Source organism: Ruegeria sp. YS9 (assembly GCF_024628725.1).
GTDB classification, from domain to species: domain Bacteria; phylum Pseudomonadota; class Alphaproteobacteria; order Rhodobacterales; family Rhodobacteraceae; genus Ruegeria; species Ruegeria atlantica_C.
This window is the reverse complement of record NZ_CP102410.1, coordinates 562082-581521: the sequence shown is the minus strand read 5'-3', so window position 1 is coordinate 581521 and position 19440 is coordinate 562082. Positions and strand designations below refer to the sequence as shown.

Here is a 19440-nt window from a genome sequence, read left to right as displayed (position 1 = left end):
AAAAGAACCGGCGTGGAAGGCGCCGGTTCTTTCATTTGGCGGTCGGCCCGCGTTATTTTCCGTAATAGTCCCGATACCACGCGACGAATTGGGTGATGCCGTCTTTCAGGTCTGTCTGAGGACGATAATTCGTCAGTTTTTGCAGCAGCCGATTGTCCGCCCAGGTGGCATGAACATCACCCAACTGCATCGGCATGAAGTTCTTGATCGCCTTCTGCCCCACGGCCTGTTCGATGGCTTCAATGAAATCCATCAAGCGCACTTTTTCTCCGTTGCCGATATTCACGATGCGGTAGGGCGCGACGGGCGACAGGCTGTCTCCGTCCTCGATATCCTCACGACGGGCTGGCCGCACCGGAGGCACGTCGATCAACAATCTGATGCCGCGTACAAGGTCTTGGACATGGGTGAAATCCCGGTACATGTCGCCGTGATTGTAAATGTCGATCGGGCGGCCATCCAGGATGGCAGCGACAAATTTGAAATACGCCAGGTCCGGCCGTCCCCAGGTGCCGTAGACGGTAAAGAAGCGGAACATGGTCGTAGGCAAATCCCACAGATGCGCATAGGAATGCCCCATCGCCTCATTCGCCTTCTTTGTCGCGGAATAGATGGTCAGTTGGGTGTCGGCTTTTTCCGTCTCGGTGAACGGCATGTCTTCGTTGGCACCGTAAATCGAAGAGGTCGATGCCATCAAAAGGTGATCCACCTTATGTTGCCGTGCAATTTCCATCACGTTGAATGTTCCGACGACATTCGATTCAACATAGCTGCGAGGGTGTTCCAAACTGTGTCTCACACCGGCCTGAGCCGCCAGATGAACGATGACTTCCGGCTGAAATTCTTCGGCGACCTGCAACAGCCGATCATAGTTTTCCAACCGATCCTCGGTTGCCGTGAATCCGGGTGTCTGAAGCAGAATTTGATGGCGACGCTGTTTCAGGACCACATCATAGTAATCCGTCATCCCGTCGTATCCATGCACGCGGAACCCTTCCTCTAACAGCAGCTTCGCCAAATGGAACCCGATGAACCCCGCAGAGCCCGTAATCAAAACCCGTTTCATAGAACCCTCAAAACGCCCTGCACGATCATCGCCGAACAAAAGGTACTGCCCCTGATGCCGGGTCAAACATTTTGAACTGCGCCGAAGGTCATATCGAACATCCAGACGTCATTGGTCAACTCTTTGCTGAATCAATCAGATGCTCATTGCCGCCAATGGGCGAGAAGGATAGGGATCAACATGTATGATTACGAACTGGATCAGACGGTGGTTCGACCGCAGGGCGGGGCGGACAATGAATGCAGTGTCTTGCGACATCGCTCCGGCCGAGAAAGTGACGGCCGTGGGCGATATTCACGGTCGTCTGGACTTGTTGCAGGCGTTGTTGCCCAGACTGGACGATCAGAGCTTGCTGGTCTTTGTCGGAGATTACATTGATCGGGGGCCATACAGCGCGCAGGTGCTGCGCCACCTGTTTCACCTGTGCGAGACGTCAGGAGGACGCGTCCAATGTCTTCTTGGAAACCACGAAGAGTTTCTGTTGCAATTCCTGGATGCGCCGGAACGCAATGCCCGGCTCTGGTTTCAAAATGGGGGTGTGCATACGCTGGCGTCTTTCGGGCTGAAACCGCCCGGGGAAATCGACAATAGTCAGCAGATTCGAAAACTGGCGGATGATCTACGCCTGAAGATGGGGGAAAGCCTGATCAACTGGCTAGCCGGCCGGCCTTTGACCTGGACCACTGGCAACGTCACTTTCGTTCATGCGGCCCTGGACCCCCGACTTCCGACTGAGGCCCAAGATCGCCAGATTTGCCTCTGGGGACATCCCATGTTTCCCAGGCTGGCCCGCAGCGATGGTCAATGGGTGGTGCATGGCCACACCATCGTGGACCTCCCCCGGGTCAGGAACCGGGTGGTGTCGCTTGACACGGGCGCTTTCGCTTCGGGTCGGTTGACAGCCGCCGAGATCAACGCCGGAAGTGTTCGGTTCACCTCGACCGTGTGAACAGTGGGCCGTTAACCGACGATCATTTGCTTCATGCGAAGCGCTTCATATTCCAGCTCTTTAAGGCGGAAGTGGACAACGTCTCCGATCGTGATGACGCCGCACAAGTGACCGTCGCGCAGCACCGGCATATGGCGAAAACGGCCCTCGGTCATCGTTTTCAGAACTTCATTCAGCAGATCGTCCGGTGTGCAGGTCTTAACATCCCTGGTCATGAGATTTTCGACAGATTGCGGAAGGGTCTGGCCGGGTGTGTCTGCCATGCGCCGAACGATGTCGCGCTCTGACAAAATCCCCTGCAATGCCCCGTTCTGATCCGTCACGAGAACAGCACCGATCCGCTTTTCCTTCAGCGTGTTGACCACAGAATGGATGGTGTCATTTGGTCGCACCGAAAAAACCGCGTCCCCTTTACCTTCAAGCAGCTTGGCCACGGTTGTCTGCGAATGCGACAGGTTCGATTCCGCTGACTGGCTGTACGTCGTCTTGTCAGCCTTGTCGCCACGCGAGGGCGACTGGTAAGAGGTTGGAGCCATGGGCAATCTCCTTGTGGTTCTTGCAAAGTCTTTCCCTTTCACCTTAGCGCAGCTAAACGACCTGTATAGGGTGCAATTGCGCCGATCGGCAAAAACGCGGGCCCGGAAAGGACGTTCAAGCCATTGAGTGAACTCTATCTTACGCCACCCATAGCGGCATTGATCTTCTTTGCCGTTGTTGTATGCGGTCATAATTTTCGCATGGCGTGGAAGCAACAGCCGCCGGGTTGGCAAAAGCGTGCGTGGTTGTTCGGCGTGCCGGCGGGGGTCGGCCTGTTGGTGCTGGGATTCCTGCCGCTGAAGATGTGATCGCAGTTTGACTCTGGCAGGGGCCACTGGCATATGCCGGGCACAGAATTTCCCGGAGATCGCCCGATGCGTCTTATGCCTTTACTGGCCGTTGCCACCCTTCTTTCCGGCTGTTTGTTCGACAAAGAACCCGAGGTGGTTCGTCTGTCGGGCGAAACGATGGGCACGACCTTCAACATAACCGCGATCGGCGAAGATCTTGATGAGGCCGGATTGGCCGCGGCTGTCGAAGAGACGCTGGCCGAGGTGAACGCCAAGATGTCCAACTGGGATCCAAAATCCGAGGTTTCCGTCTTTTCCGCTTCAACCAGCACAGCCCCCGTTCCGGTCTCGGACGAACTCGCGCTGGTCCTTTCGGCCGCCAATGACGTGCACGAAAAAACCGGCGGGACCTTCGACGTAACTCTGGGCCCGCTGATCGAACTTTGGGGCTTTGGCCCGCGCAAGCCCGAGGATCCCGTGCCATCGGATGCCGAAATCGAGGCGGCGTTAAGCGGCGTCGGGCAAGCCCGTCTGCTGACGCTCGACACCGAAGCCGGCACGCTGTCGAAGGCTGATCCGCAGGTGGGCATCAACCTGTCGGCGATTGCGAAGGGCTATGGCATCGATGCGGTTGCCGGCGCTTTGCAGGATGCCGGTATCGACGATTACCTTGTCGAGATCGGTGGTGATCTTGTTGCCAAAGGCAAGAATGAGCAGGGCGAAGCCTGGCGCATTGGCATCGAAAAGCCTGAAACGGGCGCTCAGAGCATTCAATTGATCGTTTCCCTGGATGATCGCGGCATGGCCAGTTCGGGTGACTACAAGAATTTCTTCGAACAGGATGGCGTGCGCTATTCGCATATCATCGATCCGACAACGGGACGCCCGATCACTCATCGCACGACCTCTGTCACGGTTCTGGCGGAAAACGCAATGTTGGCGGATGCCTGGGCAACGGCCATGCTGGCGTTGGGTCACGAGAAGGGAATGGACATCGCGGAAAAGCACAAACTTGCCGTGTACTTCATATCGCGGGATGTGACAGGCGGCGAAGATGCCTATATTACCTCGCACAGCACCGCGTTCAAAGACGCTTTGGGAACCAACTGACAGGCAGGAACCGAGATGAGCACTTTTATTCTGGCCTTTATTCTTTTGGCGCTTGTCATGGTCGGTATGTCATTGGGTGTCATGCTGATGGGCAAGACCATCAAAGGCAGCTGCGGTGGCCTGAATGCGATCTCGGGCGCCGATAAATGCGTTGTGTGTCAAAAGGATGTCGATCCGGACAGCCCGCTGCGCGACCAATTGCAATGCAAACGTGCCAGGAAGATGCTGGAACAGATGGAACAGCAGACCTGAAGCAAGTTTTGCTTCGCTCTGCGGATGGAAGTGGCTAACTAGGTCCCCATGACTTTCGGGGAGGCACCGCGTTGGCCAAGGCAAAGAATATCCTGTTCATCATGTTCGACCAGCTGCGCTGGGATTATCTGAGCTGTTACGGGCACCCACATCTGCATACTCCGAATATCGATCGTCTGGCCGCGCGCGGTGTCCGCTTTGACCGCGCCTACATCCAGTCGCCGATTTGCGGCAGTTCCCGCATGTCGACCTATACCGGACGATATGTGCATTCCCATGGGGCCTCATGGAACAATATCCCTCTGAAAGTGGGTGAGATCACGTTGGGCGACCACCTGCGCAAGGCGGGAATGGATTGCTGGCTGGTCGGCAAGACCCATATGGCCGCGGATGCCGAGGGGATGGCCCGTCTTGGGCTGGAGCCCGACAGCGTCATCGGCGCCCGCGTCGCGGAATGCGGGTTTGACGTGTTCGAACGCGATGACGGGTTGCGTGCCGAGGGTCCGGACGGGTTCTATGACCCGGAGGGGGCAAAGAAATACAACCATTACCTTGCAGACAAGGGATACGAGAGCGACAATCCGTGGCATGACTTTGCCAATTCCGGTCTGGATGCCGATGGCAATGTGCTGTCAGGCTGGTTCCTGAAGAATTCATCCGAGCCTGCAAACATTGCGGAAGAGGACAGTGAAACACCATATCTGACCACCCGTGGAATCGAGTTCATGGACAGCCATGACGGACCTTGGTGCTGTCACCTCAGCTACATCAAGCCTCACTGGCCTTACATCGTGCCGGAACCTTACGCTTCGATGTACGGGCCCGAACATGTCGTGCCCGTGGTCCGCTCGGAGGCTGAGCGAAAGAATGCCCACCCCGTCCTGAAGGCCTTCATGGATACCAAGGTCGGGCAGGCATTTTCACGAAAGGATGTCCGCGAGGCGGTGATCCCGGCTTACATGGGGCTGATCAAGCAAGCTGATGACCAGATGGGCCGCCTGTTCGACTGGATGGAGAAAACCGGGAGGATGGACGACACGATGATCGTGCTGACCTCGGATCACGGTGATTTTCTGGGCGACCACTGGATGGGTGAGAAGACTTTCTTCCACGATGCCTCTACCAAAGTGCCGCTGATCATTTATGACCCGTCACCCGAAGCGGACCTCACGCGCGGCACCACCTGCGGCGCGCTGGTCGAGTCGATCGATCTTGCGCCGACGTTTCTGGAACTGGCAGGTGGCGAAAATGCCGGACATATTCTCGAGGGGCATTCCCTGCTGCCGATCCTGCATGGTCAGTCCGACAAAACGCCCCGACAGGTCGCGATCTGCGAGTATGACTATTCCGCCTCACCCATTGCGCAGCGGTTGAACGTATCCGTTCGCGACGCGGTGATGTTCATGGTCGCGAATGAAAAGTGGAAGCTCATCCATTGCGAGGGCGGGTACAGGCCGATCCTGTTCGATCTGGAAAACGACCCCGACGAACTGGTGGATCTGGGTGACAGCGCGGATCATTCGGATGTCATCGCGCAAATGTACGACCACCTGTTTGCCTGGGCGCGGCGCCCGTCACAGCGCACCACCCGGTCCGAACAGCAATTGATCGATATGCGGACCCGAAGCGGGGGTACGGGCATCATGATCGGTATCTATGATGAAAACGACACGCCGCTGGAACTGACGGTCAAGTATCGCAACCGCAAGGCAAAGCCATACACGCGTTACCTCAAAGGCTAGTCTCGTCCGGGTTTCCACCGATCATACCGTGATGGCTCTGCGGCGAAAAATGCAGGGGACCGTTGTCTTCCAGCGATGGCCCGAAGCTGGCAGGCCGTTTGATTAATTCTGCGTAATTTGCCGCAAAGATGGTTCACCCCTTGCCGGCCAGACGCTAGAAGAAGACCCAAGAGCAGTAATCGGAGAATTTCAATGCCAACCCCCAAACCCGTTGTTCTGTGCATTCTTGATGGGTGGGGCGTGTCAGACGACACACAGGCGAATGCGCCCCATCTGGCGAATACGCCGACCTTTGACGCGATCATGGCCAAATGCCCGCATGCCACACTGACAACGCATGGCCCGGACGTAGGTCTGCCCAGCGGGCAGATGGGTAACTCCGAAGTCGGTCACACAAACATAGGCGCGGGCCGTGTTGTGGCCATGGATCTGGGTCAGATCGACCTGGCTATCGAAAACGGTTCATTCTTTGGCAATGAGGCGTTGCAGGCTTTCATTTCCAAGGTCAAATCCTCAGGGGGGACGGCTCACCTCATGGGGTTGGTCTCGGACGGTGGTGTCCACGGGCACCTGAACCACATCATCGCGGCAACCAAGGCCATTACGGATGCCGGTGTTCCGGTCGCCCTTCATGCCGTCACGGACGGGCGCGACGTGGCCCCCAAATCTGCGCTGACCTATCTTTCCCAGTTGGAAGAGCGGCTGCCCGAGGGGGCTCGTGTCGTCACGGTAAGCGGTCGCTATTTCGCCATGGATCGCGACAATCGCTGGGAACGGATCGCAGAAGCCTATGACGCGATGATCAACGGCAAGGGCAGGGTCGCCAGCACCGCACATGGCGCCGTGGACCATGCCTACAAGCAATCTGAGTCTGACGAATTCATCACGCCAACCGTGTTGCAAGGTTACAAGGGCGTCACTGACGGAGATGGCTTTTTCTGCCTTAACTTCCGTGCAGATCGTGCTCGCGAAATCCTGCGCGCGATTGGTGAACCGGGCTTTGCCGAGTTCGAAACCGGGCCGCGGCCGAAACTGTCGGCGCTGCTGGGTATGGTAGAGTATTCGGACGGTCACAACGCATATATGACCACGGTTTTTCCGAAACGGGCGATTGTGAACACGCTCGGGGAATGGGTCGCCAAGCAGGGGTTGCGTCAGTTCCGGCTGGCTGAAACCGAAAAATACCCCCATGTCACTTTTTTCCTGAATGGGGGCAAGGAAACCCCTGAACAGGGTGAAGATCGCTTTATGCCCAAGTCACCCAAGGTTGCGACCTATGACTTGCAACCCGAGATGTCCTCGGCCGAGGTCACAGCCAAATTTGTCGAGGCGATCGAACAAGGCTACGACCTGATCGTAACCAATTACGCCAACCCTGATATGGTCGGGCATACCGGCGATCTTCAAGCTGCGATCAAGGCATGCGAGGCCGTTGATGCAGGGTTGGCTCAGGTCGTTGCCGCCTTGGAAAAAGCAGGTGGTGCAATGATCCTCACCGCCGATCACGGTAACTGCGAAGTGATGGTTGATCCGGAGACCGGCGGCCCGCATACGGCGCACACGCTGAACCCGGTGCCCATAGCTTTGGTCGGAGGGCCAGAGGGCGCGCAGGTGCGTCAGGGGCGGTTATCTGATTTGGCGCCGACGCTGCTTGACTTGATGAACCTGCCCAAACCGGCGGAAATGACCGGAGAAAGCCTGCTGTCATGAGGCTGACCGCCCTAGCGATTGTGCTGCTTTCAGCTTGTCAGGCCTTTGCCCAGACCGACTCTTCTCGGGCAGCACTGGATGCGGCAAGGATGCTGGAACAGGCGTCGATCTCTCTGAGCGAAGCAGAAGGCGCAAGGGATCGGGTGCGGGCGCTGACCAAAACGATACAAGCCTATGAGGCCGGGCTGAGCGCGATGCGGACCGGTCTGCGCAAGGCTGCAACACGCGAAGCGCAACTGAGCGCGCAACTGAGCGCGCGTGAGAAGGACGTCAGGCAGTTGCTTGGCGTATTGCAGACCATCGAAACGACCGCACCGCCAGTGCTGATGCTGCACCCTTCAGGCCCATTGGGCGCGGCGCGGGCCGGAATGATGCTGTCTGAGGTCACGCCTGGGCTCAATGCAAAAGCGCAAGCGCTGGCGCAGGACCTGCAAGAGGTTCAGACCTTGCGTCTGCTGCAACAAAGCGCCTCGGAAACTTTGACCGAAGGGCTGCGCGGTGTGCAGGATGCCCGCACAAAGTTGAGCGAAGCGATTGCCGACCGCACCGATTTGCCGCGTCGGTTTGTCGAAGACCCGGTGCGCACGGCCATTCTGATATCTTCGACCGAGACTCTGGATGGCTTTGCAAGCGGTCTGTCAGAAATCTCGGAAGGTGAGATCATTGAAACCGACGCAAGCATCCTGGATCAGAAAGGACAGATTCCCTTGCCGGTGCAGGGCGTCATGCTGCACAAGGCCGGTGAACCGGACGCCGCAGGCGTCGCCCGCGCAGGTCTGGTCATCGGCACCCGTTCCCGTGCGCTTGTAACATCCCCGACCGCGGCCACGATCCGCTATCGCGGGCCATTGCTGGATTTGGGAAACCTGGTCATTCTGGAGCCGCAACCGGGCCTGTTGTTCGTGTTTTCGGGCTTGCAAGAGGTCTATGGTCAACCCGGGCAGGTGATCCCCAAAGGCACTCCGGTTGGCCTGATGCCGGGTGAAACGCCGGAAATCGGCGCAATATTGTCAACAAGCGGTGATGGCACTGGAACTGATCGCCCAGAAACGCTCTATATAGAGGTAAGAGAAGATAACAGCCCGGTGGACCCGGAAACGTGGTTTCGGACCGACAAGGATGGATAAACGAGTATGAAGAAATTTGTGATGGCCGGTTTGGCCGGAACGTTGGCAGGCATTCTTGCAACAACGCAGATCGCAGGCCCCCTGTTGGCGCAAGAGGCCGTGAACAAGGCCAGCGTCTATGAACAGCTTGACCTGTTCGGTGACATTTTCGAGCGCATCCGCGCACAATATGTCGAAGAGGTCGAGCCCGAAGAACTGATCGAGGCTGCAATCGATGGCATGCTGACCTCTCTTGATCCGCATTCCAGTTATCTCTCGCCCGATGATGCCGAACAGATGCGCGTGCAGACCCGGGGCGAGTTCGGTGGGCTGGGCATTGAGGTCACGCAGGAAGACGGTTTTGTCAAAGTCGTGTCACCCATCGACGACACACCCGCTGACGAGGCCGGGATCGAAGCCGGCGATTTCATCACACATGTGGATGGCGAAAGCATTCTGGGCCTGACGCTGGACAAGGCGGTGGATCTGATGCGGGGTCCGGTCGGCTCCGAGATCGTCATTACCGTCGTGCGCGAAGGCGAGCCTGATCCCTTCGACGTCACCATTATCCGTGACACGATCAAGCTGACCGCCGTTCGTGCGCGCACCGAAGGCACGAGCGTCGTCCTGCGCGTAACGACCTTCAATGATCAGACCTTCCCCAACTTGCAGGAAGGGTTACGGGAAAAGATCGAAGAAGCCGGTGGCATCGACAAGGTCAATGGTGTCGTACTGGACCTGCGCAACAACCCGGGCGGTCTGTTGACACAGGCCATCAAAGTTTCGGATGCGTTCCTGAACGAAGGTGAAATCGTCTCGACCCGTGGACGGGACCCGGAAGAGGGTGAGCGGTTCAATGCCACCCCCGGCGATCTGGCGGAAGGCAAACCCATTGTCGTGCTGATCAATGGCGGTTCGGCTTCTGCGTCCGAAATCGTTGCCGGTGCCTTGCAGGATCATCGCCGCGCTATCGTCGTCGGCACCAAAAGCTTCGGCAAGGGGTCGGTTCAGACGGTGATGCCGCTGCGGGGCGATGGTGCGATGCGCCTGACCACGTCCCGGTATTACACCCCGTCAGGGCGGTCGATTCAGGCTCTGGGCGTCAGCCCTGATATCATCGTGGAACAACCCCGCCCGGCGCCTGAACCGGAAGAGGAAGAAACCAATGCCCGTTCACGGTCCGAGGCCGACCTGCGCGGCAGCCTCAACAATGACAGCCTGAGCGAAGACGAGATTCGCCAGATCGAAGAAGATCGCGCCAAGGCCCAGGCAACGGCAGAGCTGAGGGAAGAGGATTACCAGCTGGCCTATGCCATTGATATCCTGAAGGGGTTGTCGGCCTTCAACCCCAACGGGCCGTCACAGTAAAACGCAAAGGGCTGCGCATGCCGCAGCCCTTTCGGACCGGTTTCAGCTTTCGATCCGGTGCAGTTTCTTTTCGTCGAGAAGCAGCGCCAGAACGAGACCGACCGAAACGGACAAGGCCGAAAAGACGAAAGCCATACTCATCCCGCCGTCAAACGCTGCCGACAATGCCCGATGAACCGTCTCTGCCTCGCCGGGTGACAACCTGCTGATAACCGCGTGGGCGGATGGCGTATCCAGTGTTCCGCCGTTGATCGCGCGAAGCTCTGCTTCCGTCAGCTTGATACCGGAAGCGGCCACATACTGGCGAAGCTCAGACAGGCTGACGACGTACATGATGGCCGTGGCGCAGGCGACAGAGATTGCGCTATAAACCAGGTGGGTCATGAAGCTCAGGCCGCCAACCAGCCCAGCTCGTTCCGGCTTCACGGCACACATTGCAGCAGTGCCGGACGGCCCAACCGTCAAAGTTGCGCCCAGTCCGATCATCGCCATGCCGGGCAGGATACGAAAGTACCCCAGATCGCTGGGCATCACCACAATCGTCGCGGCCCCAATCGTGGCAATCAGATACCCCCAGAACAGCAACCGCTTGGGGCCGAAATCATTGTAAAGCGTGCCTGAAACAATTGATCCCACGGCAAGCAACACGGTTAGCGGCGCCAAACCCAGTGCAGATTCAAACGTCGACCAGCCCAGCACCTTTTGCATGTATTGCGGGAAATACAGCAGCCCCACAAAAGCCGCAGACACGTTGAACATGTTCAGGCCAAGGGTGATGCGAAACTCGCGGTTTTGCATCATCTGCGGCAAAAGCAGCGGCTCTGTCACGCGTTTTTCGACTTTGGGGAACAGAATGAAAAGCGCAGCGCTGATGAAAAACAGCATCACCAACGGAACGGACGTCCATCCCCAATCCGCGCCCACATCCAGACCGTAAAGCAGAGCTAATACGGCAAAGGACAAAACACCCATTCCGGCGAGGTCGAGATGCTCACCCTTTTTGTGGTGGGTTTCCCGTTCCATCAGGACCAGCGCGGTGGCCATCGAAATGCAGGAAAAGACCACATTGGCGAGGAAGAAATACCGCCACTCCCCCAGGTTCACAGCCAAGCCGCTGATCATCGGGCCAAACACGTTGCCGGTCGTCACACCCGCCAGAATAAGCCCCATCACCAGGGCCCGATGTTCTGGTTTTGATACTTTGGTTGCCCCGAAGGCCAGCGTGCAGGGCCACACACAACCCGCGCCGATGCCTTGCAGCGCACGCGCAATGACAAGAAAATCAAGACTGGGCGAAACAAAGCACATGACCGAGGAAAACAGAAAGATCGACAGGCCAAAAAGCATCATCCTGCGGTGGCCGTACATGTCGCCAAGCCGCCCGCCTGCGACCATGGTCATGGCGAAAAACAAGGCATAGATGTTCAGAACCCATTGGGTGCTGGTGATATCGGCGTCAAAGCTGTTTTCGATCGCAGGCACCAGCATCAGGGCGCCGGTAAAATCGATGCCGATGCCAAACCCTGTCACCATCAACGCGATGACTTTGACTATGCTGCTGCGATCCATGACAAGGCGCGATCCGCTCTGAAAACGCCGATGATGCACGAATCTGGCAAGATTGACAGGAAAACCGGCCGGAACGGATCAGGGGTCGTCTCGGCAGATCCGGCGGAAAGCGCGTTTCAGCATATCCAGCTCAGCCCGCAGCAAATCAATTTCGGCCCTGAGATCATCTGCGGCGGGTTCACCCGAAATCACGGTGAAGCTTCCCAGTTTCTCGGTCGTGGTTGCATCTGCAACGACGAACGTGTGGACGCCTTCAGACAGGGCGGCAACAGGCACCTGTATGCGCAAGTCCCATCCGTCTTCTGCGGGCGACAGGTCAACATCGCTCAGGGATTCGCCCTGATAGCTTACCTCGGGGTTTGGCGTATTGCTGGCTTGAATGTGGCCTTGCCAGATTCCGTTTTCGAAACGGATGAAGGTTAGCTTGGTCTGCGTCATGACTGATCTTCTCACAAATCGGCGCGATGAAAACGGCAAAACGTAAGATCCCGGACCACCATGCGATTCATTTCGGGCGCCTCAAAAATCAGATCCAGCCAGATTTTTTCGACCCTGCGCTCATTCAGGGGAAGGTGCGCAAGATCAAAATCCACGGCTTTTGACACCTCGCCGGGATCAAGGCTTCGCAACACCTGTTCCATATTGGGCCCGTGCTGAATGTTGAGGCGCGCGAACACGCCCAATGGCTTTTCACACTCGATCAGGGTTTCAACCCTCACAAGGTGCTCGCGCGTTAGGTGAATTGCAGCGTCCTCAGGCAATTCGACCGAAACGGACAGAAAGGATCCCCCAAAGCTGAAAACCTCGACCACGAGACTGAACGGAGCCAGATCTCTGTCCCCTCTGTTTCGGATTTGCCGCACGGCAATTTCGGAAAGCGGGCAATCGTGGAACAGGCTGACCTGACGGTCCAGAACGGTCTTTCGCGGCGCCGAAGCCACACCCGGTTGCGTCAGAGGTCCGCGCCATAGGTCGGGTCGGCAGCTCCAGTCTGTTCCGACGGGTTTGGGAAACTGCGTGGACCCAATCGTTGGCCGGATCAGGCGGCTGTCTGCCTGCTGAATCAAATGATCAAGATGCCTGCGCAAACCGCGGGCCTGATCCCGTTGCAAACGCAAATCCGCCTGGCTGGCATACGGCGCCTGATGCGCGGCCCGGCGCCAGCGCCTCAGAATCTTGCGATGAAAATAGCGATCCAGAATCCTGCCCATGGCCACGTCGTCCGATAATGTTCGGCCTTAGTCAAGAACAACGGCATGAACAAAACCGCAATAACTGAATTGCTGTCGAAGCTTTGTGTTTTCCTGTTGGGGTCTGCCCGCAATCTGGTTAGGTGCAACATGCTGAAACTGACCCGGTCTATTCTTGCAATGTACCGGGTCAGTGCTTACCGTTTGGCTCCTGCAAAGTGGGTCACCCCAACAACAGCCACACAACAGTTTAGCGCATGACAAGGCCAGGTTATGGAGTCCACTTTATTTGCCTTCATTTGGAAATATTCGAAGAAACAGCAACTTGTTCTTCTACTGCTCACGGTCCTGTCGTTCCCGTTTCTTTACGCCTCGCTGGAACTTCCCAAACAAATCATCAACGACGCAATCGGCGCGCCGGGTGACACGGTAACCATCTGGAACTTCACCGTGACGCAGGTTCAGTATCTGATGATACTGTGCGTTGCATTCCTGGCGACGGTGATCGTGAGCGGTGTCATGAAGATGCGCATCAACACGATGAAGGGTGTCCTTGCAGAGCGCATGCTGCGGCGCCTGCGCTATACGTTGATCCAACGGTCGATGCGGTTTCCGAAATCCTATTTTGCGACAACTAGCCAGGGTGAGCTGGTATCGATGATCACGTCCGAGGCCGAACCGATGGGTGGCCTGATGGGGGATGCCATCGCGCAGCCGGTTTTCCAGTTCGGCCAGATGATGACGATCGTCACCTTCCTGTTCATGCAAAGCGTTTGGTTCGGACTTGCCAGTATCGCGCTGATCCCGCTTCAGGCCTGGCTGATCCCCAAGCTTCAGCGGCAAATCAACCTTCTGAACAAGGACCGCATTCAGGAAGTTCGACGTCTGAGCTCGGAGATCGGCGAAACTGCGGCGGGTATCAGCGATCTGCGTACCAACGGAGGATGGCGCTATCGCCTTGCGCAATTCAGCCATCGGCTGGGGAAACTGTTCGAGATCCGTTTCAAGATCTACAACAAAAAATTCTTCATGAAGTTCCTCAACAACCTGATAACTCAGATGACACCTTTCCTGTTTTATTCAGTGGGTGGATATCTGGCGATTACCGGTGAAGTGACCGTCGGTGCGCTGGTTGCCGCGTTGGGCGCCTACAAGGATCTGAGCGGCCCGTGGAAGGAATTGCTGACCTATTACAACCAGGTCCAGGACATGTCTTTGCGGTGGGAAATCGTCACCGAGAAGTTTGCGCCGGACAACATGATACCGGAAGAACTGTTCGAGGGTGAACCTGAAACCATCCCGCGACTGACTGGCGACATCGAGCTGCGAAACGTGACGGTTCGCGACAGCGATGGTAAAACCGTTCTCGAAGATCTTGATCTGACCATTCCGCGTGGCGCGCGCGTCGCAATTCAGTCTGGACAGGCGTCGGAACGCAGTGCGTTGGGACAGCTTCTGACACGTGAGGTGTTGCCGGCTCAGGGTGAGGTGATCATAGCCGGGCATGATCTGCGGGGTCTGCATCAGGCCGTCATCGCGGCCCGGATCGGCTATGCCTATTCGCGCCCCTACCTGTTCGACGGGACGTTGGGCGACAACCTCTTGATGCCTTTGCGCACGCATCCGCGACATCAAGCAGATACGCTCAGGGCCCCGACGCGGTGGCAGATCGAAGCTGTTCGCGCAGGCAATTCACCGGATTCTCTGGACGATGAATGGATTGATCCGGGTCTCGCCGGTCTTGACGATATCGACGACATACGTGACTGGTGGTTCCAGCTGGTGGAAGCGATGGGCATCGACGAGTTCATGTTCCGCCGCACATTGCGTACGCAGTTCGACCCGGAGATTCACCCGGTTCTGGCACAGGAAGTTGTCAATCTACGAGGGACCATCGCCAATCGCCTGGCTGAAAAGGGGCTTGATCGCTATGTGTACCGGTTTGACCCTGATCGGTTCAACCCGGCAGTTCCGCTGGGTGGCAACCTGTTGTTCGCCGCACCATCCAGGGACATTTCTCCGGATATACTGGCGGGTGACGAACGGTTCGTTCAGATGCTCAGCGCCCATGATCTGGCGGACGACGTGATCAGCATCTCTCAGGCTGTCATGGATACGCTCAGCAAGACCTTCGGGCGGGACGGGGCGGATCACCCGCTTTTCCTGAAGCTTGGCATGTCCAAAGACATGTATCACAAATTGCTGGATATCGAAGAACGGCGCAAATCCAAAGGCGATACGGCAGTGAGCGACCAGGAGCGTGCCTTGCTATTGACGGTACCGTTCCTGTTGACGGCCGAGCAGATCGGCCCAAACTTCCCGGAAGAATACAAGGAAAAGATTCTTGCCATCCGCAAAAGCCAGGCCAAGCGGTTGCGGGATGCGATGGGCGGCATGTTCATGTCAGTTGCGCCGGACATTTATGTGCCGCGCCTGACCGTGATGGAAAACGCGATCTACGGCCGGGTGTCGTTGATGGCCGGTGCACACGCGGACGAAATAGAAGACGTTGTGGCCGAAGCCATGAACGAAGCCGGCCTGCGACGCCGTGCAGCTGCCATCATCTACGATCTGCCAACAGGCCTGGGCGGGAACAATCTGCCGACCGTCTTTCAGGAGCGTGCCGCGTTCTCACGCGCGGGGATCAAACGGCCTGACGTCCTGATTCTGGACAGGGCCCTGGCAAGTCATGATTCCGAAAGCCGGTTGCGCACCCGCCTGAAACTGCGGGAATTGTTGCCGGATTCCATCATGATCTTTATGGAAGATCACTTTGCACATCCCGAAGCGTATGATCTGTTTGTGGAAATCAAGGATGGTCGTATCGACGGTGTGTCTCGATCCAAATCCACGCCAGAAGACAGCACGTCTGACGATCTGAGCCGCAAGCTCGAGATCATTTCCGCGACCGAGTTGTTTTCCGGTGTGGATGGCCGCAACCAGCGGCTGCTTGCTTTCTCAGCGCAATGGTACGAAGCAGCAGCGGGGCAAGTCATCTTCTCGCGTGGTCAGGCGCCCGACGCGGCGTATCTGTGCGTCTCGGGGCAGGCCAGGCTGGACTGGCCCACGGATGATGGACAAAAACGCCCGATCTCGATCATCGAGCCCGGGCGACTGATCGGTGATCTCTCGATCATCACGGGAGAGCCCAGACAACTGGATCTGGTCGCCACCGAAGATAGCAGTTTCCTGCGTATCGGTGCCGAGGAACTGCGTGCGGTGGTCGAAAGCGACGCTTCGGTTGCGACGCAATTGCTACAGACTGTTGCGGGGTATCTGACTACGTTGTCCACAAGAATCAATGCGGCGCAGAACCCCGAGGAACTGCTCCCGACCATTACGGATCAGGCGATTCAGGAAAGCACGGGTGAAAATGCCTAAAGCATATTCCGCTCATGACCATCTGGTCGAAACCGCACGCGGCAAACCGGAAATCTGGCGCCTGTTGCTGGGGCTCTTGCTGGTTGCCGTGCTGGTCAGCGTTCTGAACATGGTGTTTTTTACCGTGGTTGCCGGGATGGGCCCGGAAAGCTGGGCGCAGACGCTTCTGATGGGCGGTTCACCCCTCGCGCTGCTGTTGCTGTTGGCCAGCTTCGGTTTCATCATTCTGGGCGTGGCCGTCGCCGCGCGGCAGGTTCAGCACAGGTCATTGGTGTCCATCGTGGGCGGGTACCGATTGGCCGCGGGTCAATTCCTGAAAGTGTTGAAAGCATTGCTTATTTTGGGCGTTGTCGGGTTCCTGCTGCCGCCTTACGGCTTTGGCGGATCTCTGTCGCAGAACCTGCCATTGTCGACCTGGCTTCTTCTGTTGCCGGTCTCGGCCTTGGTTGTTCTGGTGCAGACCAGCGCCGAAGAACTGTTGTTCCGAGGATATATTCAGCAAACCCTGGCAGCCAGATTCCAATCGCCTGTGATCTGGATGGGGGTGCCCTCCATCCTGTTTGCAATCGGACATTACACGCCCGACATGGCTGGCGACAACGCGCTGCTGATTGCGCTATGGGCTTGCGTTTTCGGTTTGCTGACGTCGGACCTGACGGCACGGGCCGGAACATTGGGGCCAGCTATCGCCTTGCATTTTTTCAACAACATCATTGCGTTGCTGTTCATCTCGTTGCCTGACAACCTGAACGGGCTGGCCCTGTTCACCCTTCCGTTCGATGCATCCGACGCCGAACAGCTTCGTCCCTGGCTTCTGGTGGACCTTGCCGTGATGTTCGTTTGCTGGCTGGCCGCGCGACTTGCGCTCAGGCGTTGATTGCAATTCCTTCCGTGGCGTCCTATTTGACGTCAACACCGCACAAGCCAAGGTTCCGACATGAACTGGATCACAAACTACGTCCGCCCCCGGATAAACTCGATCTTCTCACGCCGCGAAGTGCCTGAAAACCTCTGGCACAAATGCGACGAATGCGGAACGATGCTGTTCCATCGCGAGCTGGCGGAAAACCAGAATGTCTGCACACAGTGCGACCACCACATGGCGATCACGCCGCGTGAGCGGTTCAAGCACTTGTTTGACGGCGGGATCTTTACGGAACTCGAGGTGCCTGCGCCAAAAGACGACCCGTTGCAATTCCGCGATCAGAAGAAATACCCCGACCGCATGAAGGCAGCGCAGAAGAAGACCGGCGAAAAGGAAGCCATGCTGGTCGCCTTGGGTGAAATCGGCCGCACCCCAATCGTGGCCGCCGCGCAGGACTTTTCGTTCATGGGCGGATCAATGGGGATGTATGTCGGCAACGCGATCATCGCTGCCGCGCAGGAAGCGGTGAAACTCAAACGGCCGCTGATCCTTTTCTCGGCAGCCGGTGGCGCCCGTATGCAGGAAGGTATCCTCAGCCTGATGCAGATGCCGCGCACCACTGTGGCAGTCGAGATGCTGAAGGAAGCCAACCTGCCATATATCGTTGTTCTGACTCATCCGACGACTGGCGGGGTCACTGCATCTTATGCGATGCTGGGCGATGTCCATATCTCGGAACCCAATGCGCTGATCTGCTTTGCCGGACCTCGCGTGATCGAGCAGACGATTCGCGAAAAACTGCCCGAAGGCTTTCAGCGTGCCGAATACCTGCTGGATCACGGTATGCTGGACCGTGTCACCAAACGTACCGAAATGCGCGACGAGTTGATCACCATCACGCGGATGCTGATGAATCTGCCGCCGGCGATCATGGGCGATCTGCCTGCACCGGAACCAACCGACGCAACAGACCCCCCCGCCGAAGAGACAGATCAGAAATGACGGCCAAGACGTCCGACGCCATCCTCGACCGGATGATGGCGCTGCACCCCAAGATCATTGATCTGACCTTGGACCGTGTCTGGCGTTTGCTGGCTGCACTGGACAATCCTCATCTGAAACTGCCGCCGGTCATCCATATTGCCGGGACCAACGGCAAGGGCTCGACCCAGGCGATGATCAGAGCGGGGCTTGAGGGGGCAGGGCGCTCGGTACACGCCTATACCTCGCCGCATCTGGCCCGTTTTCATGAACGTATTCGATTGGCCGGAGAGCTGATCTCGGAGCCAGAACTGACGGCGGTTCTGGATGAATGCTACGCTGCCAATGGCGGCGAAAACATCACCTATTTCGAGATCACCACATGCGCCGCCCTGTTGGCCTTTGCCCGTGCCAAGGCAGATTACACTCTGCTCGAGGTCGGGCTGGGCGGGCGTCTGGACGCCACAAATGTGATCGAAAACCCGGCCGTCACGGTTATTACCCCCGTATCCATCGATCATGAACAGTTCCTGGGTGGTACTTTGGGCAAGATCGCGGCGGAAAAAGCGGGCATCATCAAGCCCGGCGTTCCGTGCATTGTCGGCCCGCAACAGGACGAAGCGCTTGAGGTCATCGAATACACAGCCGCCCGATTGGGTGCGCCTTTGTTGGTTCATGGTCAGCACTGGCACGTGCAGGAAGAAAACGGACGTCTGATCTATCAGGACGAAACCGGTTTGCGGGATGTGCCTCTGCCCAACCTTCTGGGCGCGCATCAGATTCAGAATGCGGGCGCAGCGTTGGCGGTTCTGCGCCATCTGAACATGGGCGACGACGCGTACGAAGCTGCCGTGACCAAGGCCGAATGGCCGGCGCGCATGCAGCGTCTGAAATCCGGCCCGCTCGTAGATCAGGCCCCGCAGGCCGAGATTTGGCTGGACGGTGGTCATAACGCCGCCGCAGGTGTCGCGTTGGCGGATGTGTTGGCGAATCTGCCGCCAAAACCGACGCACATGATCTGCGGCATGCTCAACACCAAGGATGTGACCGGGTATCTCGCACCTCTGGCAGAGAAGGCGACAAGTCTGACAGCCGTGTCCATTCCGGGCGAGACCGCAACGCTCAGCGCGGAAGAAACCGCTGCGGCTGCGGCTAGGGTCAACCTGCCCGCATCCACCGCTGACAGCGTAGCGGACGCATTGAAAGTGATCACGGACAATGACCCGCAGGCGCGTGTTCTGATCTGCGGCTCGCTCTATCTGGCCGGAAAAATTCTGCAAGAAAACGCGTAGGCCCGTTCCAGCCTCATGATCTGGCTGACACG

17 protein-coding genes are annotated in these 19440 nt (G+C 57.6%); 12 read left to right on the top strand and 5 right to left on the bottom strand.

Annotation, left to right across the window (positions count from 1 at the left end):
* Positions 1–52: 52 nt before the first annotated feature.
* Positions 53–1066 carry an NAD-dependent epimerase/dehydratase family protein gene (locus NOR97_RS18930; protein ID WP_257601045.1) on the bottom strand — a complete coding sequence of 338 codons (1014 nt, stop codon included), beginning with the start codon at positions 1064–1066 and terminating at the stop codon, positions 53–55.
* 235 nt (positions 1067–1301) lie between these two features.
* On the opposite strand from NOR97_RS18930, the gene NOR97_RS18925 reads away from it, so the two are divergent.
* Positions 1302–2015: a metallophosphoesterase family protein gene (locus tag NOR97_RS18925; protein ID WP_254440002.1), complete on the top strand. Its 714-nt coding sequence runs from the start codon at positions 1302–1304 to the stop codon at positions 2013–2015.
* Positions 2016–2026: 11 nt separating this feature from the next.
* On the opposite strand, the gene NOR97_RS18920 is transcribed toward NOR97_RS18925, so the two are convergent.
* Positions 2027–2551, bottom strand: a complete 525-nt coding sequence (locus NOR97_RS18920; RefSeq protein WP_257601043.1) for a CBS domain-containing protein — start codon at positions 2549–2551, stop codon at positions 2027–2029.
* 123 nt (positions 2552–2674) lie between these two features.
* On the opposite strand from NOR97_RS18920, the gene NOR97_RS18915 reads away from it, so the two are divergent.
* The 7 genes from NOR97_RS18915 (at position 2675) to NOR97_RS18885 (ending at position 10130) form a co-directional block, all read left to right on the top strand.
* Complete coding sequence (locus NOR97_RS18915; protein ID WP_170345279.1) at positions 2675–2860, top strand: hypothetical protein; 186 nt, start codon at positions 2675–2677, stop codon at positions 2858–2860.
* Between the two features lie 66 nt (positions 2861–2926).
* Entirely contained in the window at positions 2927–3952 is a 1026-nt protein-coding gene (locus tag NOR97_RS18910) for an FAD:protein FMN transferase (protein WP_254440001.1), read from the top strand.
* Between the two features lie 15 nt (positions 3953–3967).
* Positions 3968–4204 carry a (Na+)-NQR maturation NqrM gene (gene nqrM, locus NOR97_RS18905; RefSeq protein WP_170345281.1) on the top strand — a complete coding sequence of 79 codons (237 nt, stop codon included), beginning with the start codon at positions 3968–3970 and terminating at the stop codon, positions 4202–4204.
* Between the two features lie 71 nt (positions 4205–4275).
* On the top strand, positions 4276–5946 hold the full coding sequence (locus NOR97_RS18900) for a sulfatase-like hydrolase/transferase (RefSeq protein WP_257601041.1): 1671 nt from the start codon (positions 4276–4278) through the stop codon (positions 5944–5946).
* A 192-nt stretch (positions 5947–6138) separates the two neighbouring features.
* Positions 6139–7656 carry a 2,3-bisphosphoglycerate-independent phosphoglycerate mutase gene (gpmI, locus tag NOR97_RS18895; RefSeq protein ID WP_257601039.1) on the top strand — a complete coding sequence of 506 codons (1518 nt, stop codon included), beginning with the start codon at positions 6139–6141 and terminating at the stop codon, positions 7654–7656.
* Positions 7653–8783 (top strand): murein hydrolase activator EnvC, encoded by a 1131-nt coding sequence (locus NOR97_RS18890; protein WP_257601038.1) that lies wholly within the window; start codon positions 7653–7655, stop codon positions 8781–8783. The genes gpmI and NOR97_RS18890 overlap by 4 nt, the downstream gene beginning before the upstream one ends.
* Before the next feature lie 6 nt (positions 8784–8789).
* Positions 8790–10130: a S41 family peptidase gene (locus tag NOR97_RS18885; RefSeq protein ID WP_257601037.1), complete on the top strand. Its 1341-nt coding sequence runs from the start codon at positions 8790–8792 to the stop codon at positions 10128–10130.
* A gap of 42 nt (positions 10131–10172) precedes the next feature.
* Here the strand turns inward: NOR97_RS18885 and NOR97_RS18880 are convergent, their stop codons facing one another.
* From NOR97_RS18880 to NOR97_RS18870, 3 genes are all read right to left on the bottom strand, one after another.
* Positions 10173–11699: an MFS transporter gene (locus NOR97_RS18880; protein ID WP_257601035.1), complete on the bottom strand. Its 1527-nt coding sequence runs from the start codon at positions 11697–11699 to the stop codon at positions 10173–10175.
* 78 nt (positions 11700–11777) lie between these two features.
* Positions 11778–12137 (bottom strand): hypothetical protein, encoded by a 360-nt coding sequence (locus tag NOR97_RS18875; RefSeq protein WP_257601034.1) that lies wholly within the window; start codon positions 12135–12137, stop codon positions 11778–11780.
* 11 nt (positions 12138–12148) lie between these two features.
* The gene (locus NOR97_RS18870) at positions 12149–12910 is read right to left on the bottom strand and encodes a DUF6478 family protein (RefSeq protein WP_257601033.1); all 762 of its coding nucleotides are present in this window, start codon (positions 12908–12910) and stop codon (positions 12149–12151) included.
* Between the two features lie 252 nt (positions 12911–13162).
* Here NOR97_RS18870 and NOR97_RS18865 point away from each other — a divergent pair, with 252 nt between their 5' ends.
* The 4 genes from NOR97_RS18865 to NOR97_RS18850 are packed head-to-tail and all read left to right on the top strand — an operon-like array spanning position 13163 to position 19408.
* A complete protein-coding gene (locus tag NOR97_RS18865) occupies positions 13163–16270 on the top strand; it encodes an ABC transporter transmembrane domain-containing protein (protein WP_257601032.1) in 3108 nt (1035 codons plus the stop codon).
* On the top strand, positions 16263–17147 hold the full coding sequence (locus tag NOR97_RS18860; protein WP_257601396.1) for a CPBP family intramembrane glutamic endopeptidase: 885 nt from the start codon (positions 16263–16265) through the stop codon (positions 17145–17147). Before NOR97_RS18865 ends, NOR97_RS18860 begins: the two co-directional genes overlap by 8 nt.
* A gap of 60 nt (positions 17148–17207) precedes the next feature.
* Positions 17208–18137 carry an acetyl-CoA carboxylase, carboxyltransferase subunit beta gene (gene accD / locus NOR97_RS18855; protein ID WP_170345291.1) on the top strand — a complete coding sequence of 310 codons (930 nt, stop codon included), beginning with the start codon at positions 17208–17210 and terminating at the stop codon, positions 18135–18137.
* Positions 18134–19408 (top strand): folylpolyglutamate synthase/dihydrofolate synthase family protein, encoded by a 1275-nt coding sequence (locus tag NOR97_RS18850; RefSeq protein WP_257601031.1) that lies wholly within the window; start codon positions 18134–18136, stop codon positions 19406–19408. Before accD ends, NOR97_RS18850 begins: the two co-directional genes overlap by 4 nt.
* Positions 19409–19440: the final 32 nt, after the last annotated feature.

Coding starts and splice junctions, on each gene's coding strand:
- NOR97_RS18865 (WP_257601032.1), top strand. CDS start 13,163: ATGGAGTCCACTTTATTTGCCTTCATTTGGAAATATTCGAAGAAACAG.
- NOR97_RS18910 (WP_254440001.1), top strand. CDS start 2,927: ATGCGTCTTATGCCTTTACTGGCCGTTGCCACCCTTCTTTCCGGCTGT.
- NOR97_RS18890 (WP_257601038.1), top strand. CDS start 7,653: ATGAGGCTGACCGCCCTAGCGATTGTGCTGCTTTCAGCTTGTCAGGCC.
- NOR97_RS18920 (WP_257601043.1), bottom strand. CDS start 2,551: ATGGCTCCAACCTCTTACCAGTCGCCCTCGCGTGGCGACAAGGCTGAC.
- NOR97_RS18880 (WP_257601035.1), bottom strand. CDS start 11,699: ATGGATCGCAGCAGCATAGTCAAAGTCATCGCGTTGATGGTGACAGGG.
- NOR97_RS18875 (WP_257601034.1), bottom strand. CDS start 12,137: ATGACGCAGACCAAGCTAACCTTCATCCGTTTCGAAAACGGAATCTGG.
- NOR97_RS18925 (WP_254440002.1), top strand. CDS start 1,302: ATGAATGCAGTGTCTTGCGACATCGCTCCGGCCGAGAAAGTGACGGCC.
- NOR97_RS18885 (WP_257601037.1), top strand. CDS start 8,790: ATGAAGAAATTTGTGATGGCCGGTTTGGCCGGAACGTTGGCAGGCATT.
- gpmI (WP_257601039.1), top strand. CDS start 6,139: ATGCCAACCCCCAAACCCGTTGTTCTGTGCATTCTTGATGGGTGGGGC.
- nqrM (WP_170345281.1), top strand. CDS start 3,968: ATGAGCACTTTTATTCTGGCCTTTATTCTTTTGGCGCTTGTCATGGTC.
- NOR97_RS18870 (WP_257601033.1), bottom strand. CDS start 12,910: ATGGGCAGGATTCTGGATCGCTATTTTCATCGCAAGATTCTGAGGCGC.
- accD (WP_170345291.1), top strand. CDS start 17,208: ATGAACTGGATCACAAACTACGTCCGCCCCCGGATAAACTCGATCTTC.
- NOR97_RS18860 (WP_257601396.1), top strand. CDS start 16,263: ATGCCTAAAGCATATTCCGCTCATGACCATCTGGTCGAAACCGCACGC.
- NOR97_RS18930 (WP_257601045.1), bottom strand. CDS start 1,066: ATGAAACGGGTTTTGATTACGGGCTCTGCGGGGTTCATCGGGTTCCAT.
- NOR97_RS18850 (WP_257601031.1), top strand. CDS start 18,134: ATGACGGCCAAGACGTCCGACGCCATCCTCGACCGGATGATGGCGCTG.